The sequence below is a fragment of the Streptomyces sp. NPDC088747 genome, from assembly GCF_044751025.1.
Lineage (GTDB): Bacteria > Actinomycetota > Actinomycetes > Streptomycetales > Streptomycetaceae > Streptomyces.
Genome location: NZ_JBIVKZ010000004.1, coordinates 412396 through 437718 on the forward strand (window position 1 = coordinate 412396; position 25323 = coordinate 437718).

Here is a 25323-nt window from a genome sequence, read left to right on the forward strand (position 1 = left end):
TCTTGGAGGGCGGCCCATCCAGGAGGGCGCCCCTCCTGGCAGGCGGCCTTCCGCGGAGGCCGCCGGAGTACTCAGCCCGGTAGCGTGAAGCCGAGGGCTGCCGCCGCCTCGGCGGGGGTCGGTTGCGCCCAGCGTTCCGCCATCGCCTGGTTGGAGGAGAGGGACCGGGTCTCGGCACGGTCGAGATAGAGCACGCCGTCCAGGTGGTCGGTCTCGTGCTGGACGATCCGCGCGGGCCAGCCCGTGAACTCCTCGTCGAGGGCCCGCCCTTCCTCGTCCAGCGCCCGCAGCCGCACCGCCGCGTGCCGGGGCACCACGGCCTGCCAGCCCGGCACGCTCAGGCAGCCCTCGAAGAACACCGCCCGGTCGGCGCCGATCCCCTCGTACGACGGATTGACGAGCACCCGGAAGGGCTGTGGCACCCGGCCGCGTGCCACCCGTACCTCCTCGGACACCGGCGCCGGGTCCTCGACGACCGCGATCCGCAGCGCCACCCCGACCTGCGGCGCCGCGAGGCCGACACCCGGTGCAGCGTGCATCGTCGCGCGCAGGGCGGCGACGAAACGGGCCAGCAGCCCCGCGTCGAGCTGACCGTCGAACGGTTCGGCGGCGCGGCGCAGCACCGGGTCGCCGGCGGCCACGATCGGCAAGGGACCCTCGTACGAGAGGAGTTCCTCGACCTGGTCACTGAGGGAGCGGGCGGCGCTGGGATCACGTTCGAATGCCATCCCTCCAGGATGTCAAGCGCGCGGGCGGGGTGCGAGGCGGCGCAGGGCGAGTCCCCCGCCCTACCTGATATGACGCACGCCACTCGCGGGCGCGGGAACTCGGCGGCCCCGCGCCCCGACTAGTGGACCGCCACCGGTGAAGGGAGCCTCACTCCCGGCCCGCGGCCCGATCCCGTCCCCTGCCCGACCGGAGAACCCCGCCGATGTCCACCGCTCCCCCGATCACGACGGACGAGTCCCCGCGGTCCGCCGCCCCGGCTCCCACCCCGAGAGCCTGGTCCTCACTGCGGCCCCTGGTGCTGCGCCTGCACTTCTACGCGGGCGTGCTCGTCGCCCCGTTCCTGCTGGTCGCCGCGGCCACCGGCTTCCTGTACGCCGCCTCGTACCAGGCCGAGAAGATCATCTACTCGCATGAGCTGACCGTCCCGGCCGGCGACGAGAAGCTGCCGCTCTCCGACCAGATCGCCGCCGCCCGCAAGGCCCATCCCGAGGGCACCGTCTCGGCCGTACGTCCTTCTCCGGAGGCCGACGCGAGCACCCGGGTGATGCTCTCGGGGGTCCCCGGCATCGGGGACACCCACACCCTCGCCGTGTTCGTCGACCCGTACACCGCGAAGGTGCGCGGGTCCCTGGAGCAGTACGGCTCCTCCGGCGCGCTCCCGGTCCGCACCTGGATCGACGAGTTCCACCGCGACCTGCACCTCGGTGAGAACGGCCGTCTCTACAGCGAACTCGCCGCCAGCTGGCTGTGGGTGATCGCGAGCGGCGGGCTGGTGCTGTGGTTCGTACGCCGGCGCGCGCAGCGCAAGGTGCGCGGGACGAGCGGACGCCGCCGCACCCTGGGACTGCACGGCACGGTCGGCGTCTGGGCGGCGATCGGCTTCATCTTCCTCTCGGCGACCGGCCTGACCTGGTCGACGTACGCAGGCGCCAACATCGACGTCCTCAGGACCGAACTCGGCCACTCCACCCCCTCGGTGTCGGCGGCGGCCGGCGGGGAGCACGCGGAGCACGGCGGCGCGGACGGTACGGGCGACACCTCGGACGGAGCGGGCATCGACCCGGTCCTCGCCGCCGCCCGCGCCAAGGGACTCGGCGACCCGGTCGAGATCACCCCGCCCGCCGACGCCGAGTCCGCGTACGTCGTCAAGCAGATCCAGCGCAGCTGGCCCGAGAAGCAGGACTCGGTGGCCGTCGACCCGACGACCGCCGAGGTCACCGACGAACTCCGGTTCGCCGACTACCCGTTCCTCGCCAAGCTGACCCGCTGGGGCATCGACCTGCACACCGGCGCTCTCTTCGGCCTCGCCAACCAGCTCGCGCTGATGGCCCTCGCGGCGTCACTGATCCTGCTGATCGTCCTCGGCTACCGCATGTGGTGGCTGCGCGGCCGGGCCTCCGGCTTCGGCCGTCCCATCCCGCGCGGCGCCTGGCAGCAGGTCCCGCCGCAGATCCTGGTCCCGGCCATGGCGACCATCGCCGTGCTCGGCTACTTCGTCCCGCTGCTCGGCATCCCGCTGGCGGTGTTCATCGGCATCGACGTCCTGCTCGGCGAGATCGCGCACCGGAGGGGCAAGCGCACGTACGGCGGACGGGCGGCGTGAGACCCCGAAGGGATCGGGCACGGGCGGAAGGGCCGTCCGTCAGGGCTGCCGGGGCGACGGTTCGTCCCCGGGCAGCGCGGCCTGCTCCTGTCCGGCCGTCGCGGACCAACTGGCCAGCAGCTTCAGGCCGTCCGCGGCGGCCGACCCGGGAGGGGCGCTGTAGACGAGCACGCTGAGGCCGCTCTCGTCCGGCAGGTTCAGGGTCTCCTGGTCGAGCTCCAGGGCGCCGACGACCGGGTGGTTGAAGCGCTTCGTGGTCTGGCGGAAGACATGCACGTCCTGGGAGCCCCACATCACCCGGAAGGCCTCGCTGCGGGTGGATAGTTCACCGATCAGGTTCGACAGGTCCCGGTCGTAGGGGTTCTTCCCGGCCTCGATACGCAGCGCGCCCACGGCGAAGCGGGCCATGTGCTCCCAGTCGGCGTAGAACCGCCTGGCCGCGGGGGTGAGAAAGGAGAACCGGGCGACGTTCCCCCCGCAGGTCGGGTCGGCGTACATCTCCGAATACAGCGCCCGGCCCAGCGGGTTGGAGGTCAGCGCGTCGAGGCGGCTGTTCATCACGCACGCGGGCAGTCCCGGCATCCCCTCGACGATCCGCGCCACGCTCGGCCGCACCGTCGCGCGGGCCGCCCGCTTCCGGGTCCGTGCCTCGGGCGCCGGTCCGGCGGCGCGAGCGAGGTCGTACAGGTACATGCGCTCGGTCTCGTCCAGCCGCAGGGCCTGGGCGAGTGCGTCGAGGACGCTGTCGGAGACCCCTCTGAGGCTTCCGCGCTCCAGACGTGTGTAGTACTCGACGCTGACCCCGGCGAGCGTGGCGACCTCGCCCCGGCGCAGCCCGGCCACCCGGCGCCGGCCGTACACGGGCAGCCCCGCCTGCTCGGGGCTGATCCTGTCGCGTCGGGAACGGAGGAAGGCGCTGACGGCATCCCGGTTGTCCATGAGGACAGGGTAGGCAGGCCGCGCGCCGCGTGGGGGACTCTGCCAGTACCCCTCACAGCGGGGACTCCCCTCTCCTGGCCGCCTCCCGTTGCATGGTGCCTGCCCCGGAGAACTCCGGGGCCCGGCCGGCGCGAGAACACGGGCGCCCCAACCGGTCCCTCCGGTACCGAGCCCGCGAACGGGCTCGCACCGGACAGTGACCGAGTGAAGGAAACACCATGACCACCACCTGGTTCATCACGGGCACCTCCTCAGGGTTCGGACGGCTGCTCACCGAACAGCTCCTGGCCCGCGGTGACCGTGTCGCCGCCACCCTCCGCCGGCCCGAGGTTCTCGACGACCTCCGCGCCGAGCACGGTGACCGGCTCTGGACCGCCCGGCTCGACGTCACCGACGCCGAGCGGGTACGCCGTGTCGTCGACGAGGCCTTCGCGGCACTCGGCACGATCGACGTCGTCGTGAACAACGCCGGCTACGGCCTGCTCGCCTCCGTCGAGGAGGCGTCCGACGAGCAGATCCGGCGGGTCGTCGACACCAACCTGCTCGGCTCGATCCATGTCATCCGCGCCGCGCTGCCGCACCTGCGCGCCCAGGGCCGGGGCCGCATCCTCCAGGTCTCCACCGCGGGCGGCCAGACGACCTATCCGAGCCTGGGCTACTACCACGCCTCCAAGTGGGGCATCGAGGGGTTCTGCGAGACCATCGCCCGGGAGATCGCGCCGTTCGGCACGACCCTGACCATCGTCGAGCCGGGCGCGACCCCCACCGGTTTCGGCAGCTCGCTCGACACCGCGCCGCCCATGCCCGCCTACGCCGACACCCCGGCGGGTGACACCCGGCGGGCCTTCGCGGACGGGGCCTTCCCGGTGCCCAACAGCGCGGAGAAGATCGCGACCGCGATGATCGACCTCGTCGACTCCGACGCGACCCCGCTCCGCCTGCCGCTCGGCCCCGATACCTACGCGGACGTCCACACCGCCCTCACCGACCGGCTCGCCGAGCACGAGGCTCATCGCGAGGTCGCCCACTCGGTGGCGGCGGTCACCGTCGGGTGAGTCGCGAGGGGGATCCGCTCCGACGCGGGCCGGGCCGACCAGGGGAGCGGAACCCACCGAGGGCATACGCGGGAAGGCCGGTCACCGTGGTGACCGGCCTTCTTTCGTAACGCCGTTCGGCGTGGCGCCGGCTGGCGTGACTGACGTGCCGCACGCCTGGCACGACTGTCGTGGCGCCGTCCGGCGTGATCGACGCGGCATCGTTCGCCGCGACCGACGCGGGGGGATCCGCCCCGATCGACTCGGGGGAATCCGCCAGGACCCGCACGGCACCGTCCGCCAGGACCCGCGCGGTGGCTACACCTGCTCGAACTGCTCGAAGTCGCCCGCGAGGGCCGAGGCGATGCGCAGGTGCCGCTCCGCCTCCTCGGGCCGACCCTGGCGTTCCAGGGTGCGCCCCAGCATCAGCCGGGCGTAGTGCTCGACGGGGTCGAGCTCCACGAGCGTCCGCAACTCGGTCTCGGCGCGCCGCAGTTGAGCCGAGTGGTAGTACGAGCGGGCCAGCAGCAGCCGGGGTCCGACCTGCTCCGGCACCTCCTCGACCAGCCCACCCAGCACGCGCGCCGCGGCGGCGTAGTCCCTCGCGTCGAAGAACATCCGCGCCCGCTCCCAGCGCTCCGCGGCCGTTCCGTGGTCGTAGTACTTCGTGTCCACTGCTGACCTCCTTCGACGGGCACAACGGAGGGGGTTAGTTGAATATTCCACAACCTTCCGCGGTCCACGTGCGAGGGAGGCGCTACATCGCGGCCAGCTCCGCGTCGGCCCGCTCCGTGACCAGGGTCAGTACCCGGCCGGCGGTCTCCAGGTCCTCGTCCGCGATGCCCGCGTACAGCCGGGCCGCGATCTCGTCGCCGGCCTTGCGGACACCCTCGAACAGCTCCCGGCCGCTCTCCGTGAGGGCGAGCTGCCCGCCCGCGGGCTCCAGCAGCCCGGCGTCCGTCATCGCGGTGACCGTTCGGTCCGCCACCGACTCGTCGATCTTCAACGCGCCGGTCAGCCGGTCCACGAGCCAGACCCGTGCGGCCGTGCCGCCGTGGTCGGAGACGGCCCGGAGGGCCACCGACTCGTTGAACGTGGTGCCGGTGCGGGCCAGCGCCTGCTCCAGGAGGGCGCGGCTCGCGTAGTGCGCGAGGCCTATCGTCCGGCCGCCCGCGCGGGGAATGGAGGTGGTCATGACTGCTCCTTCTCGGAAGTTTCCTGCTGGGAGTGGTCCTTCTCGGACCGTGGATCGAGCGGTACGTCGAGCAGGGTCACCAACTCGCGCCTGAACGTCTTCGTGCGCTCGCCGTCCAAGCCGCCGAGGGGTTCGAGGAGCTGGTCAAGCAGTCCTCGCACCACCTTGATCGCGCGGCGTGCGACCTCGCGTCCCTCCTCCGTGAGCGACAGCTGGACCGCCCGGGGGTCGGCCGGATCCCGGGTCCGGTCGAGGAGTCCGGCCGTCTCCAGGGCACGGGCCAGCTTCGAGACGTAGAGCGGTTCGAGCCCGGTGTGGTCGGCGAGCGCGCGCTGACTGGGCCGGCGGCCGTCCCTGTGCATCCCGTACAACGACGCCACCAGTGAGTACTGCGCGTGGGTCAGGCCGAGCGGTTCGACCGCCCGGTCGACGGCCACCCGCCACTTCGTCGACAGGCGCCAGACGAGGAACCCGGGAGTCGCGTTCTCCGGTGCCGAACTCTTCGAACTCATGCTCATGCGAGATAAAGTACATAGCTACTATGTCCATGGCTACTATTTCCGCGACCCTTCCGACGAACGGCTGACACGCCCGCGACCACGGTCCTAGGTCCTGTACCGAACGTGGTTCTCGATCGGAGGTTGATCTCGATCTGTGGCATGTAGAGACCTGACGGATACTCAGCACGGTCCGGCGTGCCGCCGTGACGCCAGCCCTCGAAGATCGTTTACCGTGCGTGATCTACTCCGGCACGCCGCTCGAGACGCCGCATCTCCCCGCCGGGACTGGTTCGCCACCGGGCGAGCCACTTGTGCGAGCACATCGTTGGCGTGGCTTCTCCTGCGAATCACGTGTGATCCGCGCATCCGCCCCTCGTTTTCCGCCCGTACTGATCATCGGCGGGGCGTTCCAGCGCAAGGAGTCCTGGGGGCGCTGTGAACAGGTGTTCCTCAATAGCATGGACGTGTTCACCGTCGACCCCCCGGGCTGGGGGGCGGCCGACCTGCTGCCCGAGACCTACCGCGTCGACTTCCTCGCCGACGCGGTCTGCCACATGCTCGATGAGTGGGATGCGGGTCAGGTCAACGTGCTCGCCGGCTCCTACGGAAGCGCCATCGCCTACGAGATTGCCCGAAGGTACCCGGACCGGGTGGGACGCATGGTCCTGGTCGGCACGATGATCGCCATCCCCGACCACGCACAGGCCGCGATGCGCCGCACTCTGGAACACCTGGCCGCCGGAGACATGGAGACTTACGCGCACGTCATGCTCGACCTGCTCATGACGCCCGAACGCCTCGCAGACATCCCCAACGGCGCCCGCATCCGCAGACTGCTGCTGCGCCGCATCACCAACCTCACCGAGGCGGAGGCGAACCAGATGCGTGCCAACACCCTGCGCCTGCTCACCCATCAGGCTCTCGATACCCGCCAGCCGCCTCGTGCGCCGGTTCTGACCGTGGCCGGCGAGTACGACTCGTTCACCACGCCGGAGCTGTGCCGCCAGATGGCGGCGGCGTGTGCCGACAGCTGGCACGCGGAGGTCCGCGACGCCGATCACATGGTCATCCTGGAACGGACAGCGGAAGTCGCCGACTTGATCACCCGGTTCCTTGCCGGGGAGCCGCTGCACGGACTGCCGTACTGCCGCAGCGTTGAGCGAGTGTCACCAGGCATCACCGGGTAAGCAGTCGCGATACGGAATACACCGCTGAGCGCGCCCATACGACGCAGCGTGATCACGCCACGGTCGTCGTCTTCGAGGAAGGCTGCCACAGCTTCGCCCCGCCAGCCTGGCCCTGCCTCGCCGCGGTGTCGCCGCGTGCTGTCACAGTCACTCGTTGATGGTTGCTACGAGGACAGTGGCTTCATAGCGGAACGGGCACGTCCCGCCATGGAACACCGATACGGACCCGAAATCGTATGCCGTCGATCAGCCGCCGCCGAGGCCAGACGGTCGGCGCCACCCCGTCCTCGTCCCCTTCGGCAACAACGGCTCCAACGCCGCCCACTGTTCATCCGTGAGATCTCCCCGCCCCATGAACCGTGATTACCCAAGCTCAAAATCCACTTTCCACACACGGCGTAGGTCCTCCGCCGGTTCTGCACCAAGTGCCCCTCAATGGGCGGGTCGACGACCTGACGGCGGGTCCCCGGCGGGGCTAGGTTGTGGGCCATGAGCAATCTTGATCGCGAGGCGGTTCCCGCCCTGTGCGGTGGCCGCGGGTTCGTGGTGGCCGAGCCGGTGCGTGAACTCCTCAGTCCCCGTCGGGTCAAGCTCGGCGAGTCCACCGAAGTCCGCCGCCTGCTCCCCAACCTGGGGCGGCGCATGGTCGGCGCGTGGTGCTTCGTCGATCACTACGGGCCCGACGACATCGCCGACGAGCCCGGCATGCAGGTCCCGCCGCACCCGCACATGGGTCTGCAGACCGTGAGCTGGCTGCACGAGGGCGAGGTGCTGCACCGCGACTCCACGGGCAGCCTCCAGACCATCCGCCCGCGCGAACTGGGCCTCATGACCTCCGGCCGGGCCATCAGCCACTCCGAGGAGAGCCCCAAGGCGCACGCCCGGCTCCTGCACGGCGCGCAGCTCTGGGTCGCCCTCCCGGACAGTCACCGGCACACCGACCCGCACTTCGAGCACCACGCCGAACTGCCCCTGGTCACGGCGCCGGGCCTGCGCGCCACGATCATCCTGGGCACCGTCGACGGCACCGCCTCACCGGGCACGGCGTACACCCCGATCGTCGGCGCCGACCTGGCCCTCGCGAGCGGCACAGACGTACGCCTGCCGCTGGAGCCCGACTTCGAGTACGCCGTACTGTCCATGTCCGGCGAGGCCCACGTCGACGGCGTACCGGTACTCCCCGGTTCGATGCTCTACCTGGGCTGCGGCCGCACCGAACTCCCCCTGCGCGCCGAGTCCGACGCGACCCTCATGCTCCTCGGCGGCGAGCCGTTCGAGGAGGAGCTGGTCATGTGGTGGAACTTCATCGGACGGACCAACGAGGACATCGCCCAGGCCCGTTCGGACTGGATGACGGGGGCGCGGTTCGGTGAGGTGAAGGGCTATGACGGCGACCGGCTCCCCGCCCCAAACTTGCCGCCAGGGGCGCTGAAATCGCGGGGACGGGTACGCTGACCAGTACGGATGCTGCGGTTGCTGTCGGCGGGGGCGCGGCCCGGGGAGCTCCTGAGCGCATCGAATGCGGGTAACCCTGGGCGAGCGATCATGCTCGGCCCGGAGGGCTTGGGGGCGCGCACCAATTCGCGGGTCTAGCCGTCTGCAGCAAGGTCTGGCAAACCGAATGCTGACCCAATGCTGACTCTACTGACGCGTAATCAGATGAGCTCGCGGCTGAGTGCCGCGGACGTGCTCAGGACTACCTCGGCCCCTTCCGGTAGGCGTCGCCGACGTCGGACCGTGCGGGGCTCGCAAGACAACGCGCGGCCGCGTGGGATCCCGTTCTGCTGCGCGTGGGTGTCGCGGCTGTTAGTCGGGAGCCGACAACAGCGACAAGGGGGTGGCGAACGGCGACCTTATGATGCGTGTCATCGTCTGCCCGCGAGTGCGCGTCCTTTCGATCGGCGGGACACATCGGTCTGTAGACGGTCGGACGTCTCTTGAGGGCTTTGCAAGGAGTCGCGCCGTGGCTCGTCGAACAGGTCCTCTGGCTGAACGCGGCATGCGCGCGGCGATGCCGGAACGTGAAGGCGTCGGTGTCCTGGCGAAGTGCTGTGCAGCGCGTAGCACCAGGGCGCCCTCGTGGTCAGTTGATCTGGTCAGGCGCCCGGGGAGTCCCGCGGAAACACGCTGCCTGCGGCGGAGGGATGTTCCACGCGCTCGCCGATCATTAACGCGGGAAGCAACTGATCCGCTGGACCCACCGCCGTGCTCGCCTGCCCGACACCTACCGCGCCGTCGGCGGCCTCGTCTCCGACCGCACCATCACCGCCTGAGAACAGGCCACGACCAGGCCACACGCCTCACCCGCTATCACGCACCAACTCGTGATCCGTAGGACAGACCTGTGCGAATCATGGCCCGTGATGCGCACTCGCTCCATATACACAGGCACGGGGACGGAAGACGCGGCGGCGGCCGTGGGCCGCCGGATGCCAACGGTGACTCAGCGTCGGCCGTGGGTGGAGACCAGGGACGTGCGGTAGCCCTGTGCGGTCACCTCCAGGTCGCCGGGGCTGTGGCCGCCTACGGGGCAAGACACAGTGATGTCACGTTCCTCACCGGGCAACAGCCACAGGTAGTTGTCGGAGTAGCGTGCGGGCAGCACCCGGTTGCCCGAGCGGTGGTCGCGCAGCGCGAGGCGCACCATGGGCGCGACGGCACGGCCCCTGTTGCGTACCGTGACGGAGAGCCTGAGCCGGCCGTCGCGCCGGACCGTCCGGCCTTCGGAGATCTCCAGCCGGGCGCCGGTGAGGCCGTTGAGGGCCCGCATGTCCTCGGGCCGGTCGTAGCGCCAGTACGTGTTCTGCGACAGCGTCCGCCCGTCGGCGTGTGTCAGACGCAGGCGTACCAGGTGCAGGGGGTGATCGCCGTCGGGCCGGGGCACGGTGAACGCCTGCGTCGTCGCGGAGGCGGTGATGTCGACCTTCTGCCGCTGCGGATCGGTCAGCCGGCGTCCGAGCAGATCCAGTACCTCGGCACGGATCTCCGCACCGTGCAGCATCTCTCCGGTGTGGTTGACCGCGAGGACCTTCCAGTCCTCCAGGTCGGCCTGCACGTGATGGGCCTCGCAGCCGGTCCGGGCCCCGTAGTAGGCGCCGTTCACGTCCAGGTCGTAGTCGTAGGTCTGCCACACGGTGCTGTGCCACGCCGGGTTGGACATCCACAGCAGCAGGCCGCCGGCGTCGTTCCACAGGTTGGCGTTCCACGCCTCGAAGATGGCTCGCATCGACTCGAAGTTGACGAACTGGGCCTTCGCGCTGAACTCGTCCAGCGAGGAGGACCCGCCGAGCCGTTCGTCGACGGCGGCCCGGTAGCTCTGCGGGTTCTGTCCGCCGCGCTCCAGCCAGTCGTGGTGGTTCCACACCAGGCCGATGGGCCACTCCGTCTCGTCCCCCACGAGGTTGCGCATGCTCTCGGCCACCGACACCGTCGGGATGCCGATCTCCGTGTGGAAACCGAAGGTGCCGTGCGCGTAGAGGTCCGGGGAGTAGTACCGCTTCGGGTCGACCCAGGCGTACGGGCCGCTGCCGCTGACCACGCCCGACGCCGAGTTGCTGATGTACTCGACGCCGGGGTGCTCCTCGGCGACCGCCTTGCGCGTGCCCTCGTCGATCTCCCCGGAGGGGGTTCCCTCGTTGGAGCCGCACCACACGACGATGCAGGGGTGCGAGCGGTAGCGGCGGACCGTGTCCCGCACGTGGTCGAGATAGAGGGAATGGTTCGGCGGGTCGAGGAACCACGCGTTCCAGAAGTCGTTCCACACCAGCAGCCCGTTCTCGTCGCAGCGGGCGTAGAACTCCTCGCGGTTACTGCTGCCGAGCCAGTTGCGGATCATCGTGAAGTTCATGTCGCGGTGCATCTCGACGGCGGCCTCCATGCGCCCGTCGCCCATGCGACGCAGCAGCTCGTCCCAGCCCCAGTTGCCGCCGCGGCAGAACACCCTGACGCCGTTGACGCTGATCTGGAGCTGGTGGGGCCGGTTGTCGACGGACGTCACGTCCGTCCAGCTCTCGCCGTCGCCGGAAACCTGCACAGTGAAGGTGAGGGCGTACGCCGACTCCCACAGGAGGGTGATCCGGTCGAAGTCCTTCTCCGCGCCGAGGTCGACGCGGATCCACTGGTCGTCGGAGTAGGCGGAAGACCAGCGCGTGTTGTCGTCGCCGTCGACGGCCGCCGCCGCGGTGTTGGTCGCGTTGTCGGTGGAGGAGGCGGAAGCGGTGGCGTGCAGCGCGAGGTCGGTGCCCGGAGTCCGGGTGTCGGTGACCGACAGGCGCCACAACGAGGCCCCGTAACCGGTGGCGCGGCGGCCGGCGAGTACACGGACCCAGCGGGCGTGCTGCCGTTCGATGTCGACGGTCTGTTCGTAGCGGTTCGCGCCGGGCGGGAAGACGACCGGGTTCTCGGACGCGTAGTCGAACTGGCGCAGTCCCACGCGGATCGTGCGCGCGTCGCTCTCCTGTCTCCCGACGGACGCGGTGAGCCGCAGGTCGTGCAGGGCGGGCTCACCGTAGCCGTTGGGCCACCACAGTTCCGGATTCCTCAGGCGCAGGGCGGGGTGGTCCTCGGGAGTGAACACCGCTTCGGTGCTGGCGCCGCCGTCGATCCGGACGTCCTTGGTGACGCGTACGCCGCCCAGCAGGGCTCGCACCGTCACGCTTCGGGCTCCCGATGCCGCGTTGCGGACCGGAACGGTGACGGTGACCTCGGCGCGCGAGCGGTCCGGCAGGTCCGGCAGCACGGTGTCCACGCGCGCGTCACCTACGACGACGTCACCGGTGGCACGCAGCCGGACGTGGTTCCAGATGCCCATGACCCGGTCGCGTACGGCGGGCATCCAGTCCCAGCCGGACACCGCGAGGTAGGCGGGGCCGTTGCGCATCATCATGTCCGAGCCCGCGTCGGCGTAGGACACGCCGTTCGATCCCCGGTCACCCGGGCTGCCGGGGTAGGGCATGTGGTCGATCCGCACGGCCAGCACATGCTCGCCGCCCTTGCCGAGTTGTTCGGTCACGTCGAGGGCGGCGCGGGCGGTGGGGTGGGACATCTCGCCCACCTTCGTGCCGTCGAGCCAGATCTCGGCCGCGTGGTTGATCCCGTCCAGCTCCAGCCAGAGGCGGTCCCGTCCACGGGAGACCAGCCCGCGCGGCACGGAGAACGTACGCCGGTACCACCAGGTGGACTTGCCGAGCGCTTCGGGAACCTGGAGGTTGTCCATGCCCTTCACCGGGTCGGGCAGGTGGCCCTCGGCGACCAGCGAGGCGAGGATCGTGCCCGGGACCCGGGCGCGCAGCCAGCGGTCGGTGTCGACTCCGGGCGAGGACAGTCTTGCCCCGCTGTCGGTGCCGGCGAACTCGTCGAGCGTCACGTTCCAGCCCGACTCGATCGGTACGGTTCCGTCGTCGGCGATCTTCAGCAGGGGCACCGGGCGGGCGCCGCTGGTCCACTCGGTCCAGCCGGTCGCCTTCGGACGCCGGGACGGCGCGATGCCGTGCACCTGGAGCGAGTTCAGGCCGAGCGGGTTGTCGTTGGACAGGCCGGTGCCGACCATGCGGACCCAGCGGGTGTCCACCGGCTCGGCCAGGGTCACCGTGACGGTGCCGCCCTGGTCCGTGGAGCCCTCGTACACCTCCTTCCAGGTCTTCCCGTCCGGTGACACCTCGATACGAAAAGCGGCGGCGTAGCTGGACAGGACCTCCCAACCGGTGGTGCCGGTACGGGGGTTGATGCCGTCCGACGGTTTGAAGACGGTGTCGCCTTCGATCGCCTCGAAGACGAGCACGACGGCGGTGACCCGGCAGGTGGCCTCCAGATCGACCGCGATCCACTGAGGGCCGTCGGTGTCGGCCGCTCGCCAGCCGCTGCCCGTGACACCGGCCCGCCCCAGGCGGTCCGTGACGAAGCGGGCGGGAGTGGGGGCGTACGCGGTCGAGGACGCCCGCACGGGCCGGTGAAGCGCGAGATCAGTGGCCGCCGCACCGGCCGTCACAGGGACGGCCGGTGCGGCGACGGCGAGGTCCGGCAGCAGGGCCGGCAGGCTCACACTGGCGAGCACGGTGGCCGATGCGGTGAGGAACGTGCGGCGCGAGTGCTCCGACTGCGGTTCCGACTGTGGTGTAGCGGCACCTGCTTGGTCGTCGCGCATGCGTACTCCCTGGGAGACGGTTCAGTTTCGGGTGAGGAACGGAGGAGACGGGACACGTGGGGCGGAGGAGAAGGAAACCCAGGTGAAGGGGGCCGGGATGGAGCAGATCGCGGTGGCCGGCCTTCGTGGAACAGCCGGCCACCGCGCCGATCAGCTGGAGGTCTCCACGCGTACGCCGGCCAGCCAGCTGCCCCAGCCGTCCTCGGGACGGCTGTCGGAGAAGCGCAGGTAGAGGCCGTCGCCGCCTGCCATCTCCCGTAGCTCGGCCAGATCAAGGGTGCGCTGCTCCCGGTTGGCCTGGAAGATCACCGCGTTCGGCTCGCGCAGCACGGTCTTCCACGTGGAGTTGTCGGCGGACACCTCGACGAGGAACTGGTTGGCGATGTCGAGTGTCACGGTGCCGCGGCTGTTCTCGGGCACGGGCAGGCGGTACGTGAACGAGTGGTTCTCGTCGGCGTAGCGGGCCCGCCCGTCGGAGCCGTCCCCGGTGGTCTGTGAGCCGTCGTCCGTGACCAGGACGTCGTGCTCGGAGTCGGTTCCGGGTTCGATCTCGGTGATGTCGCCGACCACCCGTGCGGTGCCCTGTCCGGTCACCGACCAGTCGTCCCAGCTTGCCGTGGCCCGGATCCGCTGTGTCCCCGGGGCGACGTCGTCCGCGGTGGTGACGCGGACGGTGACCGTGGCCGAACTGCCGGCGGCCAGCTCACCTACCTGGGTATGGTCGGGGTCGACGGTCCATCCGGTCGGCACGGTGACGGCGACCTCGGGTGTCACCGGGCCGGTCCCGCTGTTGGTCAGCTTCACGTCGAGGGACGCCGTCGCCCCGGCGCGCAGTGCGACATCACCGACGCTCACCTTGACCGGCGCCTTCGGGACGGGGTCCTGCGTCAGCAGTTCCAGCTCGGCGAGCGACACCTTCTGCTGTCCCTGGTCCGTCACGATCCGCAGCCGGTACTCCCGCATGTTCGCCGGGTGCGCGGCGCTGAACGGCCGGGTCTGGTTGCGCCACCGGAACTCCTCCCCGCTGCGGCGGTCCAGCTCCGTCCAGCGTTTCCCGTCATCGGAACCTTCCAGCACCCATTGGCGCGGATCCTGGTCGGCGGTGGCCGCGGAGGACGTCAGTGTGTAGGAGGTGACGCGGGTGTCTTTGCCCGCGCTGACGCGGTAGCCGATCTGGGGATCGTCGCCGGTGAGGACGGCGGCCGTCTGCGAGGTGTCGTCGAACAGGGCGGTGACGTCGTCGCCCGTGGACGACGATGCCGTGCCGCGGTCCGCTCCTGTCACGTCGTGCAGCGGGCGAGGCCGCTCTCCGGCCGGGGTCGGTGACTCAGGGACGTCATTCCTGCCGGTGCCCCAGGAGGACGGCTTCGCCGCCATGCTGAAGCGCAGCCGGCCGCCGTCGGCGATCTCGCGGTGCGAAATCGTCGTGGAACTGTGGTGCTTCCCGTCGACGCTCAGGTCCCGCACATAGATGTTGCCCTTGCTGGTGCCGGGGGCGTCGATCACGAGCCTGCCGCCGGGGAGGTGCAGGGTCGCCTTTTCGAACAGGGGGGAGCCGAGGGCGTACTCGCCACTCGACGACTGGAGCGGATAGAGACCCAGGGCGCTGAGCACCCACCAGGCCGAGGTGGCGCCGTTGTCCTCGTCGCCGGGGTAGCCCTGCCCTATGTCGGAGCCGAGCCAGCCGCGGTCCAGGGCCTGCCGGACGAGTCGCTGCCCCTTCCAGGGCTGCTGCGTATAGGAGTACATCCACGGAATGTGGTGGGAGACCTGGTTGGGAATGCTCCACTGACCCAGTCTCAGATCCCTGGTCTCGCGCATCTCATGGATGGTGGAACCGTAGGAACCTGGACGGTCGGCCTTCTCCGGAGTGGCGAAGAAGGCGTCGAGCTTGTCCGCCAGCCCCTTCCTGCCGCCGTACAGCTCGGCCAGACCCTGGCCGTCGTGCGGTGCGGGGAACGCCTCGTTCCAGCCGTCGGCCTCGGTGTAGTCGTGGTTGTTGCCCCAGATGAGTGGGTCGTACTGGTTCTCGGCTGTGGTCCATGCGCCGTCGGTCGACTTGCCCTGGAAGAAGTTGATCGACGGGTCGTACAGGTCGGCGTAGCCGGCCGAGCGGTCGCGGAAGTATTCCGCTTCCTCGCGCAGGCGCTTGCGTTCCTTCGCCGGGGTTTTGGAGCTCTTGGCCATCTTCTCGGCCATCTCGGCGATGGCGGCGTCGTTGACGTAGCCGTCCAGGGACCATGAGAAGCTGGCGCCGACGTCGTTGGGGACGTACCCGAGGAACGTCGAGCGGTCCAGACTGTCCCGTCCGACGCTGCTGTCGGGCGGCCGGACCGTGGCGTTCTTGAGCGCGGCGGCGTAGGTGTCCTCGACGTCGATGCCCGGCACGCCCTTGGTGTAGGCGTCGGCGAAGGCAGCGTCGGAGTTGGTCCCGGTCATCACGCGGGCGTAGCCGGGAGAGGACCAGGGTGAGATCCAGCCACCGTCCCGGTACTGCTGGACGAAGCCGTCCACCAGTTCGCCCGCGACGTCCGGCCACAGGAGGGAATAGGCGGGCCAGGCGGCCCGGAAGGTGTCCCAGAAGCCGGTGTTGATGTACACCTTGCCGTCGGCGATCTTCGCGCCGGTCTGCGTCGGGCCGCTGGCAGGGGGTGTCCAGGAGCCGGAGGACTGAACGGCGTGCCGGTAACGGGGCCTGGACTTCGAGCCGGTGTTCTCGTAACCGGAATTCGGATACAAGCTCATCCGGTAGAGGTTCGAGTAGAGCGTCGTCAGCTGGTCCTGGCTCGCGCCCTCGACGCTCACGACGCCGAGCCGCTCGTTCCAGGCTGCCTCGGCTCGCGCGGCCACCCTCTCCAGGGAGTCCCGGACTCCGATCTCCAGCCCCAGGTTCTTCTCGGCCTGGTCCACGCCGATGAGGGACGTGGCGATCCGCAGGGTGACGGTACGGCTGCTCTTCCCGCCGCCGTCGAAGGCCACGTAGCCGGTCGAGGGGCGGTTCCCTTCCGTCAGCATGCCGCTGCCGGTCACCGGCTGGTCGAACGTGCCGTACATGTACATACGGCTCATGCCTGCCGAGATCGTACGCGTCTCGGACCAGCCGGAGACGGTGCCCGCCTCCGCGTCGATCGTCAGGTCCGCCCGGTCGTCGACGTTGTTGAAGACCAGCTTGCGCCCGCCCTTCTCGGGGAACGTGAAGCGCAGGATCGCGGCGTGATCGGCGGGCGCCATGTCGGCGCGCAGCCCGTTGGTGAAGGTGACGCCGTAGTGGTGGGGCAGGGCGGTCTCGTCCTCGTGCCGGAACGCCAGGGCCCTGGCCGCGCGCCGGGCGTCCGGGGTGCCCTCGGCGGTCGACGGCATCACCTGGAAGGTCTGTCGGTCGCCCATCCAGATGCTGGTCTCGTGGCTGGCGGCGAACGCCTGGATCTCGGGAAGGTTCTGCGCGTTGTTCTGCTGGTGGTAGCTGTACAGCGTCCCGAGGGACCCGGCGTCGGTCATCGGGGTCCAGAAGTTGAAGCCGTTGGGGACGGCGGTCGCGGGGAAGTTGTTGCCGCGCGAGTAGTCGCCGCTCGACTGCGTTCCGCGGGTGGTGACGACCTGGTCCGCGGGGGAGGTGCGGTGGGGCTGTGCCGGGCTGCCGTCCAGGGCGATGTCGTCGATCCAGCCCCCGACGTCCACCGGCCCGTCCGGGCCGTCGTAGGAGATCAGGATCCGGTCCACGGTCCGGCCGGCCGCCGCTTCGCCGACGGCCGCCACGCGACGGTTCCACTGCAGCGGTGACACGGTCTTGGCGTCGCCCTGGGCCCGTGCGGTCAGTCGGTCGCCGTTCTGGTCACGGGTGTCGAGAGCGCTGAGCCGCGAGCCGTCGGTGAACTCCAGGTCCACGGCCACGTAGGTGCCGGCGTAGTCGGCCTTCTTCTCGTCGAAGTCAGGGAAGAGCAGATACGACAGCTGGCTGTGCGCGCTGAGGCGAACGTTCACGTCGGCCATCACGGTGCTTGCGTGGGCGGCGCCGTCGGCTGTGTGCCGTGCGGAGTAGTGCAGTGCCTTTCGGCCGGTGAACCCGACGTCGGTCTTGGCCGCATAGGCCCGGTCGGGCCCGTCGTCCACGACGGCACTCAGTCCGGGCTCGTTCGATCCGGGGTGGAAGACTCCAGAGACGTCGGGTCCACCGCCGGGTCCGGTGGCGGGACTTCCGTCCACCGACGAGTCGCCTGCCTCGAACGACGTCTGCCAGCCGGTGGTCTTCTTCGCCGACGTGGCCGACGCGGCCGAGGACATCGATTCGGCGTGCGCGCTGCCCACGGCTGGGCCGGCGGCAAGAACCAGCCCGAGCAGGCCGACCGTGAATCTGGAATGAATGCGGCAGTGACGTTTCCGCACGGAACGCGATTGCATGTGATGCCCCCACCGGCCGGCGTATACCCACAGGTACGCCTGACAACGTTGTCATTGGTTAGGTGCATCAGTCTTGACGCACTCCCGGAAGGTAGTCAAGAGGCGTGCGACGGTTTGTGAGGTGAAGCTATACGCCTGGTGTGGTCCGGAGTTGGGGGTCGATTTCGTAAGGGATCAAGACCATGTCCTCCGTGGTGCGGCGGACGAGTCGTGTGTGCAGCGCAGGGCGGCGAGTCCGAGGAAGGCCAGGTGGTTGCGGGGGTTGCGCTCGTAGTGAGGGCCGAGGCGTCGGTAAGATCCGCCAGGATCTCAGCCGTGCGATCCCGCTGTCGCCGACCCGGTGGCACTGCGTCAGGGTGCTGTGTCGCCGGACAGGATGCCGTGCGGACGTCTGGACCGGCCTCGTGCGGAGCACGCCGGGCGCGCGATAGGCGAGCAGGCTGACGTTAGCTGCCCTGTAAGAGTAGGCGGTGCCGACCCGGGCGCCGAGGCCGGCAGCGAGTTGGGCGAGGGTGTCCTGCCGGCGCAGGTACACCGGACCGCGGCGTAGCGTCCGTCGCCGGAGCAGCCACGTCGCCGACAGGAACACGCATGTCAACTGCGTCCAGCGGGGCTTCAAACCCTCGATCACGGACAGTTCCGGGCAAGCAGGTGGCGCTGCCGCGGCGTGTGCGGTCGACGCGCCACTCAGCGCGAGCGGGCTGCCCACCGCCCACTGCCGCACGTACCCGCCCGTTCGACTCCATCGCGTTCGTCATTTCCTGGTCTTGTCGTCCCGTGCGACCTCCAGGTGCACCGGCACGGGTGGTGTTCAGGTTCGGTCACTGGTGTCGAAGAAACAAGTCCTGAAAAATCGACGACGCAGCGACCACAGCGACACGAGAGTGGAAAACGCCAAGGGGGTGCGGTGATGTCGCGCAGAGAACGACCGCTGGACTCGGGGGACGGCCCGTTACGGGGACTGGCCGCCGAGTTGAGGCTGTTGCGGCGGAAGGCCGGTAACCTGCCCTATCGGGAGCTGGCCGACTGGCGCACTACTCGATCTCCACCCTGTCCTCAGCGGCGTCCGGGCAGCGCCTGCCCACGCTGGCGGTGACACTCGCGTACGTGCGCGAGTGTGGCGGCGATGTGGAGGAGTGGGAGCGCCGCTGGCGGGAGACGGCAACGCACCTCGGCGAGGAACACACCGGTCCGGCGGAGGACTCCGGCACGCCTGCGCCGTACGCCGGTCTGTGCTCGTTCCAGGAGCAGCACGCGGAGTGGTTTTTCGGCCGGGAGCGGCTGGTGGAGGAACTTGCCGGGCGACTGAAGCGACAGCGGTTCGTGGCGGTCATCGGGGCCTCGGGGTCGGGCAAGTCGTCGCTGCTGCGAGCAGGTCTGGTCCCGGGTCTGCGGGCCGCGGCGACGACTGTGGTGCTGACTCCGGGACCACGCTCCCTGGAAGAGTGCGCGGTCCGTCTGGGCGCCGCCGGCGGGAGTCACGCCGGGCGGGTTGTACGAGGAGCTGAGCAAGGATCCCGCGAACCTCGGCAGGGTGGTGCGTCAGGCAGCCGCCCGGTCCGAGAACCGTGACGACGAACTGGTCCTGATCGTGGACCAGTTCGAGGAGATCTTCACGCTGTGCCAGGACGACGCCGAGCGCGACTGCTTCATCAGGGCGCTGGTCGCCGCCACTTCCGACGAGAGCGTCCCATGCCGAGTGGTCCTGGAAGTGCGCGCCGACTCCTACGCGCACTGCACCCACCATCCACTGCTGGTGGAGGCGATGCGAGGCGATGCATGACGCGCAGGTGCCGGTCGGCCCGATGGGCCTGGACGATTTGCGCCAGGCGGTGGTGAGGGCCGCCCAGCAGGCCGGACTGATCGTCGAGAGCGCGCTGTTGGCGTCGCTGACGGCACATGCGTACGGGCAGGCCGGAGTACTGCCACTGCTGTCGCACGCCAGTCTCAGCAACATCACCGCGGCCAAGGTCAAGTTGGCCGTCCGCCACTGCCAGGACGACGAGGGGCTGACGCCCGACTCCGAGGCCACGCTGGACGGTGAAGTCACTACGGCCGGCAACGTGCTGTGGGGAGCGTCGCTCAACCACTCCGGGCCTCGCGTCGAGGAGGGGAGCCCCGCCCTCTACCGGTTCAAGGCCGAGACCGACCTGGAGACCTGCCTGGGGTGGATCACTCCGTTCCGCTTCCACAGCAAAATCGACTTCTACGCCTCGTACGTCGTGAACGCTTCGACGGCCGAGGCGGACGCCGTCTCCCGGAACTCCGACTGGGAGGTCGAGCGGACGGGTCCCTTCTAGGGTCTGTGCTGACGCGCTGGTCACAGCCACTCGTTGAGACTGTGACCAGCGCGGTCGCGTCGTAGCGGACGGCAGGTCTGTCATACCTCGCAGCCACAGACCGCTGGTGGTCGGCCCGGCTGGTCCTGCGGGAGTCGTAGGCCTAGTCCCTCTTGGTGGTCAACCTGTCTCGGGAACGTCCGAGAAGAGTGCTCTGCCGCCATTCGTCGCCGCCCGTCATTACTCCTCGCCGACCGCGCACTCGACGGCGCTCGCCGCGGTCACCGACGGACGACCGGAGCCCCTGCCCCTCGCCGGCCCCGCCGTGCTGGGCCGGGCCGGGCCACTCAGTCGTAGGAACTTCCTCCGTCTGTGCGGAGGAGCGGCCGGCACGGCGGCCGGACTGGTCTTCGCGGGCCAGACAGCGGCGGAGCACCTGCACCGCCCACCGCCAACGGCGACGACGATGCTGGGCCGGTGGCGGGTCGGTGCAGCCACCTATAGTCGATCTCATGAGTCGTTGGCGGGACCTGACCGGTGGAGTGTCCGGGGGCAAGTATGCCGCGCGTTTCGAGGCGTTGGCCCGGAGTGGGAAGGACATGCACGGAGAGGCGGCGTTCTGCGCTGCTCTGGTGCCCTCGGCGGCCCGTGTGCTTGACGCGGGCTGCGGCACCGGGAGGGTCATGATCCGATTGTCGGAGCTCGGGTACGACTGCGTCGGCGTCGACCTGGATGCCTCGATGCTGGAAGTGGCGCAGGCGCGGGCCCCTGAGCTGCCCTGGATTCAGGCCGATCTCGCGGAGTTCGATCCGGCGAGGTTCGGTGTCGCCGCGGACTTCGACCTCGTAGTCGCCGCCGGTAACGTCCTGCCGCTGCTGGCACCCGGGACGGAGGCCACGGTGGTCGACCGCTTGGCAGCGACCCTGCGTCCGGGCGGCCTGCTGGTCGCGGGCTTCGGGTTGGACGCAGCCCACCTGCCCGTGCCGCCCACTACTACACTGCCGGAGTACGACACCTGCTGCGCCGCGGTCGGCCTTGTCCTCGTCGACCGCTTCGCCACCTGGGACGGCGCCGCCTATGACGACTGCGGTTACGCGGTCAGCGTCCATCGCCTCGATGTGTGACCTCTGCTCGGTCAGCCATCCGTGAGGGCGCCTTCGGTCCGTCACGAGCACAATGACCTGCGCCGGCCGGTCGTCAGCGAACTGGTCATCAGCGCGTACAAGTACGCTCCGTGCCAGGTTCCGATGTAGCCCAGCAGCCACGGTTACAAGGGTCGAGGAGTTGATACTCCCGCGGTGCGGTGCGGTGCGGTGCGGTGCGGTGCGGTGCGGTGCGGTGCGGTGCCTGATGCCGCGCGCGGGCAGCGCCTGCCAGGGTCCCCTCGCTACTGCTCCTGGCTCTTGCACGGCAGGCCCCCGGGCCAGCTCCTTCTCCAGTCTCCGGTCCGGCGAACCGGGCAGCTTCGGCTCAGCACTGAAGCGCGCAGCCTCGGCTGGTCCCACGGAAGCCGGAGCGGCCACCCCGCTGTCGCGTCAGGTCTGCTGACAGCGCTCCATCGACCGCTCACGCACCCGCAGTTGCGCGGGTGGTACAAGGTGAGCGAAGCCACCGGGGGAGGGGGCGAGCCGTACCGCCGGGTTTCGAGGCCCCCGCCGCCACCGCAGTCTGTCTCCCCCCGTTTCGACCGAGACGAGGATGCCCGGCGGCAGCATCGGCTTCGACGTGATGGGTGCCGCCGGGCACCGTCAGCCTGGCACGGCGTGACCACGCCACGTGCATGGGCAGCTCGACCACATCCATCACCCGGCTGTGCAAGCCCTCGATCATGACGCGTGCTCCTGTGGAACCCCGGGCTTTGTCGTTTACCGAACGTTCGGTAAAGTAACACCATGGGACGGACAGTGAGCGTCGACGATGAGCTGATGCATGCTCGGCTTGCCGAGGTCTTCCGGGCCAACGGGTACGCCGGAGCGTCACTCTCCGACCTGTCCCGGGCAACAGGGTTGCAACGCGCGAGCCTTTATCACCGCTTCCCGGACGGCAAGCCCGCCATGGCGGCGGCCGTTCTCACGAGCATGGAGTCCCATTTCGGAGAGATCTTCGAGCTGCTCGCTTCGGAGCCGGATGTCGCCGAAGGCGTTGCCGAGATGGCACGGCGTATGGCGCTCGTGTACAGGGACGGCCGGATGGCCTGCGTCCTCGACACCATGACACTGATCGGTGCGCCGCAGGACGTCAAGGCCCACGCCGCCCGGCTCGCCCGTGCCTGGCTCCAGGCCATGGCCGGTGCCGCTGTGAGGGCCGGTGCGGCCGAGCAGGACGCGGAGCGTCGGGCACTTGCTGCACTCGTCCGTATCGAGGGCGCCCTGGTGGTGGCGCGCGTCCTGGACGACCCTTCCGTTTTCGAGCAGGTCCTCGGGGAGTTGCCCGACCTGCTCGCACGCTGATCAAGGAGACACCTCATGGCACTGCGCGTAGAACACCCCGGTGAGCAAGCGGTCCAGCAAAGGGCTCAGGAGGGCGGCCCGGGATGGGGATCGCCGATGTTCGGTCCGGAGATCCCGCACGGCTTCCACCCTTTCATTCGCGCCCAGCAGATGCTGATCGTCGGAGCCGCCGACGACGCCGGCGCCGTCTGGTCGACGATCGTGACGGGACCTCCCGGTTTCGCCCGGCCGGTGGACGGCCGAACCCTCGAGATCCGCGGGTTGCCCGCCCTCGGTGATCCGCTCCACCATGCCTTCGATGTGGAACGTGCTGTCGGTGTGCTTGCCCTGCATCCACAGACCCAGCGCCGTATCCGCGCGAACGGCGTGGCCGGACGCGACGGCGACGGCCTGCGGATGACCACCGGGCAAGTGCTCGGCAACTGCCCGAAGTACCTGCAAAAGCGCGTCATCACCGAGTCCGTCGATGCCACGCCCCCCGGGGAAGCCCGCACCGGCAAGGAACTCAGTGACGTCCAGAGGCGCTGGATCGAGCAGGCCGACACCTTCTTCATCGCCAGCTACAGCCCCGAGCACGGCGCCGACTCGTCACACCGCGGCGGCATGCCGGGGTTCGTCACCGTCGCGGGGCCTCGCACCCTGCGCTGGCCGGACTACACCGGTAACCAGTTCTATATGACGCTGGGCAATCTGCACCTCGCCCCCGCGTGCGGCCTGCTGTTTCTCGACTGGGAGCGCGGCCACACCCTGCAACTCACCGGCACCGGCCGGATCGACTGGGATCCCCGCAGTGCCGCCGCGTACCCCGGGGCTCTGCGCGTCGTGGAGTTCGACATCGACACCGTGGTGCAGATCGACAACGCCAGCCCGCTGCAATGGGAACTGCTGAACTACTCCCGGTCGAACCCGCCCGGCGCGTGACCGGTCCAGCCACAGACGTCACGTCGAGGCCGAGAAGGCCTCCGATGCCTGATGCATGCCGATCGAGCCCGTGTTCGTGGCCAGGGACCCGCTCGCACCGACAGGGATGATATATCGAGCAGGCAGACGATAGCCCAGTCGCTCACCTCACGGAACACGTGAGCCGAGCCTGTCGCTTCTCACGTGCGTAGTCAGGCCGGAGTACGTCTGTCGCCGCGTCCGTCGCACCTGCACCATGGGGGAACTGGTCGGTACCGGACCACCGATGACCCTGGGAGGGTCGTGAGACGTCTGCACACCTGCCTGGCGATGCTGACCACAGCCGTGACGGCTGTGGTCGCTCTGCTCTTCGGCACCGTTCCGTCCGCCGCCGCTCTGCAAGTGACGACCATCCGGGGCGGCACCGTGCTCTACGCGGCCACCGGCGCGCAGTGCGTTGTCGGCTTCAACGCGAGGAGCAACGGCGTCTACTACGGTGTGATGGTCGGCCACTGCTCGGGCACTTACACCACCACCTGGTATGCCGACGCGGCCCGCACCGTGCAGGTCGGGGTCACCGCCGGCGCCTCTTTCCCGATCGACGACTACGGGGTGGTCCGTTACACCTCGAACACGCTGAACCTGCCCGGTGACATCGCGCTGGGCGGGGGCGTCTACCAGGACATCACCGGGGTGGCGAGCCCGGCGGTCGGGCAGTCGCTCTGCCACGTCGGCCGTACCAGTGGGGTCCACTGCGGGAGGGTGACCGCGATCAATGCCACGGTCAACTACTCCGAGGGCACTGTCTATGGCCTGGTCCGGTCCACCACGTGTGCGGAGGCCGGCGACACGGGGGCCCCGGCGTACTCCGGCACCCTGGCCGTCGGCTTCCTGGTCGGAGCCAGCGGCAACTGCACCTCGGGCGGGGTCTCCTACCACCAGCCCGTCGCGGAGGTCGTGTCGCAGTTCGGCCTCACCGTGTACTGAAGGTCTGTGGGCGCTTGTCCAGGCGGCTTGGTCTGGATCATCGGGCGGACCAGAGGAAGACGCCTGCGAACGCCCACCTCGCTGCCTTCTGCTTCCGCCCGGGCGAGTGTCACTGGATCCGCCAAGCTTCCAGGCGCTGCGCGACGGCCCGTAGGTCGGCTTCCTGTGTGCGGACTGCCTGAGCGAGTTCGTACAGGTCGTCGTCCTTGGCCTGCAAGGGCTGGCCGGAGAGGTGCATGTACTGGCTGGTGCAGGCCCAGCCGATGACGAGGTTGTAGTCGGTGAAGGGGCGCAGCAGCAGCGAGGTGTGCAGGAAGGTCGCGGCCCGGGAGGTGGGTTCTTCGTAGTACAGGACGCCGCGTTCGCGTTCGAAGGTGTGCCGGTCGGCCATGAATCCCAGCGCGCCCCAGTCGGCGATGGGCACGTTCAGCGGGGAGATCGCGGACTGGATCTGCAGGACCCAGCCGACGTCGACGCGGATGATCGGGCTCACCGCTGCCCTACGGGGAAGCGGGCCTCGATGCCAGGCAGTACGCGGGCAGCTTCCGCGACGGCTCCTTCCACGAAGGCCAGTCTGTCGGCTTCTTCCACCGTCACATCGTGCACATGCTGCTTCAGACTCCGACCCGCCAGAGCCGCTCGATCACGCAGCCGCGCCATCTCTTCTTCGCTGAATTCCACATTGAGTGCAGGCATGGAATCAAAGGTACCCCGTTCGGTACCACTCCGGGCACCGGACAGGGTAAGACCCGCTCGAACCGCCTGGCAGCCACCGAATCGGACTCAGGGGGGGGCGGCAGGCCAGCGCCGCCCGCGCACCATATCGGCGCCGACGCGACCACCGGTCCAGCCAACGGCTCGACGCCGGCCGCCGCCAGCTGGGGATAGGGCACCGGTCGAACCGGCCAACGTACCGGGGGAATGAGACGACTTGAGTTCTGCGGGCAGGGCTTCGGCTGCTTCGTACGTACGCGCAGGGT

20 protein-coding genes and 1 pseudogene are annotated in these 25323 nt (G+C 69.6%); 11 read left to right on the top strand and 10 right to left on the bottom strand.

The features are described from left to right. Window positions 1-71: 71 nt before the first annotated feature. Entirely contained in the window at window positions 72-728 is a 657-nt protein-coding gene (locus tag ACIP79_RS12575; RefSeq protein ID WP_401222472.1) for a peptide deformylase, read from the bottom strand. A gap of 203 nt (window positions 729-931) precedes the next feature. Here ACIP79_RS12575 and ACIP79_RS12580 point away from each other — a divergent pair, with 203 nt between their 5' ends. Continuing rightward, the gene (locus ACIP79_RS12580; RefSeq protein ID WP_401222474.1) at window positions 932-2332 is read left to right on the top strand and encodes a PepSY-associated TM helix domain-containing protein; all 1401 of its coding nucleotides are present in this window, start codon (window positions 932-934) and stop codon (window positions 2330-2332) included. 39 nt (window positions 2333-2371) lie between these two features. Here the strand turns inward: ACIP79_RS12580 and ACIP79_RS12585 are convergent, their stop codons facing one another. After that, window positions 2372-3271, bottom strand: coding sequence for a helix-turn-helix transcriptional regulator (locus tag ACIP79_RS12585; protein WP_401222476.1), 900 nt, complete (start codon window positions 3269-3271; stop codon window positions 2372-2374). A gap of 218 nt (window positions 3272-3489) precedes the next feature. Between ACIP79_RS12585 and ACIP79_RS12590 the strand changes: the two genes are divergently transcribed. After that, complete coding sequence (locus tag ACIP79_RS12590; RefSeq protein ID WP_401222478.1) at window positions 3490-4326, top strand: SDR family oxidoreductase; 837 nt, start codon at window positions 3490-3492, stop codon at window positions 4324-4326. A 297-nt stretch (window positions 4327-4623) separates the two neighbouring features. Here ACIP79_RS12590 and ACIP79_RS12595 read toward each other — a convergent pair whose 3' ends face one another. The 3 genes from ACIP79_RS12595 to ACIP79_RS12605 all read right to left on the bottom strand — a co-directional run bounded on the left by ACIP79_RS12595 (window position 4624) and on the right by ACIP79_RS12605 (window position 6018). After that, the gene (locus ACIP79_RS12595) at window positions 4624-4980 is read right to left on the bottom strand and encodes a tetratricopeptide repeat protein (protein WP_383688675.1); all 357 of its coding nucleotides are present in this window, start codon (window positions 4978-4980) and stop codon (window positions 4624-4626) included. Window positions 4981-5062: 82 nt separating this feature from the next. Beyond that, window positions 5063-5500: a MarR family winged helix-turn-helix transcriptional regulator gene (locus ACIP79_RS12600; protein WP_401222480.1), complete on the bottom strand. Its 438-nt coding sequence runs from the start codon at window positions 5498-5500 to the stop codon at window positions 5063-5065. Continuing rightward, the gene (locus ACIP79_RS12605) at window positions 5497-6018 is read right to left on the bottom strand and encodes a MarR family winged helix-turn-helix transcriptional regulator (protein WP_401222482.1); all 522 of its coding nucleotides are present in this window, start codon (window positions 6016-6018) and stop codon (window positions 5497-5499) included. The genes ACIP79_RS12600 and ACIP79_RS12605 overlap by 4 nt, the downstream gene beginning before the upstream one ends. 335 nt (window positions 6019-6353) lie before the next feature. Between ACIP79_RS12605 and ACIP79_RS12610 the strand changes: the two genes are divergently transcribed. Next, on the top strand, window positions 6354-7187 hold the full coding sequence (locus ACIP79_RS12610; RefSeq protein ID WP_401222483.1) for an alpha/beta fold hydrolase: 834 nt from the start codon (window positions 6354-6356) through the stop codon (window positions 7185-7187). Between the two features lie 193 nt (window positions 7188-7380). Here ACIP79_RS12610 and ACIP79_RS12615 read toward each other — a convergent pair. After that, window positions 7381-7541: pseudogene (locus ACIP79_RS12615) on the bottom strand (transposase); the annotation flags it as partial. A gap of 135 nt (window positions 7542-7676) precedes the next feature. Between ACIP79_RS12615 and ACIP79_RS12620 the strand changes: the two are divergent. Next, window positions 7677-8642, top strand: coding sequence for a pirin family protein (locus tag ACIP79_RS12620; protein WP_401222484.1), 966 nt, complete (start codon window positions 7677-7679; stop codon window positions 8640-8642). A gap of 988 nt (window positions 8643-9630) precedes the next feature. On the opposite strand, the gene ACIP79_RS12625 is transcribed toward ACIP79_RS12620, so the two are convergent. Both ACIP79_RS12625 and ACIP79_RS12630 read right to left on the bottom strand, forming a co-directional pair. Continuing rightward, entirely contained in the window at window positions 9631-13329 is a 3699-nt protein-coding gene (locus tag ACIP79_RS12625) for a discoidin domain-containing protein (RefSeq protein WP_401222485.1), read from the bottom strand. A 150-nt stretch (window positions 13330-13479) separates the two neighbouring features. After that, window positions 13480-17610 (bottom strand): GH92 family glycosyl hydrolase, encoded by a 4131-nt coding sequence (locus tag ACIP79_RS12630; protein WP_401222487.1) that lies wholly within the window; start codon window positions 17608-17610, stop codon window positions 13480-13482. 1245 nt (window positions 17611-18855) lie between these two features. Between ACIP79_RS12630 and ACIP79_RS12635 the strand changes: the two genes are divergently transcribed. From ACIP79_RS12635 to ACIP79_RS12665, 7 genes are all read left to right on the top strand, one after another. After that, window positions 18856-19299 carry a hypothetical protein gene (locus ACIP79_RS12635; RefSeq protein WP_401222738.1) on the top strand — a complete coding sequence of 148 codons (444 nt, stop codon included), beginning with the start codon at window positions 18856-18858 and terminating at the stop codon, window positions 19297-19299. Beyond that, window positions 19220-19510 carry a hypothetical protein gene (locus ACIP79_RS12640; RefSeq protein ID WP_401222488.1) on the top strand — a complete coding sequence of 97 codons (291 nt, stop codon included), beginning with the start codon at window positions 19220-19222 and terminating at the stop codon, window positions 19508-19510. Before ACIP79_RS12635 ends, ACIP79_RS12640 begins: the two co-directional genes overlap by 80 nt. Then, complete coding sequence (locus ACIP79_RS12645) at window positions 19503-20027, top strand: hypothetical protein (RefSeq protein WP_401222490.1); 525 nt, start codon at window positions 19503-19505, stop codon at window positions 20025-20027. Before ACIP79_RS12640 ends, ACIP79_RS12645 begins: the two co-directional genes overlap by 8 nt. A gap of 491 nt (window positions 20028-20518) precedes the next feature. Further along, window positions 20519-21130, top strand: coding sequence for a class I SAM-dependent methyltransferase (locus ACIP79_RS12650; RefSeq protein WP_401222492.1), 612 nt, complete (start codon window positions 20519-20521; stop codon window positions 21128-21130). A 768-nt stretch (window positions 21131-21898) separates the two neighbouring features. Continuing rightward, the gene (locus ACIP79_RS12655) at window positions 21899-22456 is read left to right on the top strand and encodes a TetR/AcrR family transcriptional regulator (protein ID WP_401222493.1); all 558 of its coding nucleotides are present in this window, start codon (window positions 21899-21901) and stop codon (window positions 22454-22456) included. 15 nt (window positions 22457-22471) lie between these two features. Next, window positions 22472-23377, top strand: coding sequence for a pyridoxamine 5'-phosphate oxidase family protein (locus tag ACIP79_RS12660; protein WP_401222495.1), 906 nt, complete (start codon window positions 22472-22474; stop codon window positions 23375-23377). A gap of 282 nt (window positions 23378-23659) precedes the next feature. Further along, the gene (locus ACIP79_RS12665; protein ID WP_401222497.1) at window positions 23660-24343 is read left to right on the top strand and encodes a S1 family peptidase; all 684 of its coding nucleotides are present in this window, start codon (window positions 23660-23662) and stop codon (window positions 24341-24343) included. Window positions 24344-24452: 109 nt separating this feature from the next. Here ACIP79_RS12665 and ACIP79_RS12670 read toward each other — a convergent pair whose 3' ends face one another. Together ACIP79_RS12670 and ACIP79_RS12675 are read right to left on the bottom strand one after the other, a co-directional pair. Then, window positions 24453-24836 (bottom strand): hypothetical protein, encoded by a 384-nt coding sequence (locus ACIP79_RS12670; protein ID WP_401222498.1) that lies wholly within the window; start codon window positions 24834-24836, stop codon window positions 24453-24455. Further along, window positions 24833-25039, bottom strand: a complete 207-nt coding sequence (locus ACIP79_RS12675) for a hypothetical protein (RefSeq protein WP_401222500.1) — start codon at window positions 25037-25039, stop codon at window positions 24833-24835. The genes ACIP79_RS12670 and ACIP79_RS12675 overlap by 4 nt, the downstream gene beginning before the upstream one ends. Between the last annotated feature and the right edge of the window lie 284 nt (window positions 25040-25323).

Excerpts from the sequence above, each read along its gene's own strand:
- ACIP79_RS12575 (WP_401222472.1), bottom strand. The coding sequence starts at position 728 with ATGGCATTCGAACGTGATCCCAGCGCCGCCCGCTCCCTCAGTGACCAG.
- ACIP79_RS12580 (WP_401222474.1), top strand. The coding sequence starts at position 932 with ATGTCCACCGCTCCCCCGATCACGACGGACGAGTCCCCGCGGTCCGCC.
- ACIP79_RS12585 (WP_401222476.1), bottom strand. The coding sequence starts at position 3,271 with ATGGACAACCGGGATGCCGTCAGCGCCTTCCTCCGTTCCCGACGCGAC.
- ACIP79_RS12590 (WP_401222478.1), top strand. The coding sequence starts at position 3,490 with ATGACCACCACCTGGTTCATCACGGGCACCTCCTCAGGGTTCGGACGG.
- ACIP79_RS12600 (WP_401222480.1), bottom strand. The coding sequence starts at position 5,500 with ATGACCACCTCCATTCCCCGCGCGGGCGGCCGGACGATAGGCCTCGCG.
- ACIP79_RS12605 (WP_401222482.1), bottom strand. The coding sequence starts at position 6,018 with ATGAGCATGAGTTCGAAGAGTTCGGCACCGGAGAACGCGACTCCCGGG.
- ACIP79_RS12620 (WP_401222484.1), top strand. The coding sequence starts at position 7,677 with ATGAGCAATCTTGATCGCGAGGCGGTTCCCGCCCTGTGCGGTGGCCGC.
- ACIP79_RS12625 (WP_401222485.1), bottom strand. The coding sequence starts at position 13,329 with ATGCGCGACGACCAAGCAGGTGCCGCTACACCACAGTCGGAACCGCAG.
- ACIP79_RS12630 (WP_401222487.1), bottom strand. The coding sequence starts at position 17,610 with ATGTCCTCGGCCGCGTCGGCCACGTCGGCGAAGAAGACCACCGGCTGG.
- ACIP79_RS12645 (WP_401222490.1), top strand. The coding sequence starts at position 19,503 with ATGCATGACGCGCAGGTGCCGGTCGGCCCGATGGGCCTGGACGATTTG.
- ACIP79_RS12650 (WP_401222492.1), top strand. The coding sequence starts at position 20,519 with ATGAGTCGTTGGCGGGACCTGACCGGTGGAGTGTCCGGGGGCAAGTAT.
- ACIP79_RS12655 (WP_401222493.1), top strand. The coding sequence starts at position 21,899 with ATGGGACGGACAGTGAGCGTCGACGATGAGCTGATGCATGCTCGGCTT.
- ACIP79_RS12660 (WP_401222495.1), top strand. The coding sequence starts at position 22,472 with ATGGCACTGCGCGTAGAACACCCCGGTGAGCAAGCGGTCCAGCAAAGG.
- ACIP79_RS12675 (WP_401222500.1), bottom strand. The coding sequence starts at position 25,039 with ATGCCTGCACTCAATGTGGAATTCAGCGAAGAAGAGATGGCGCGGCTG.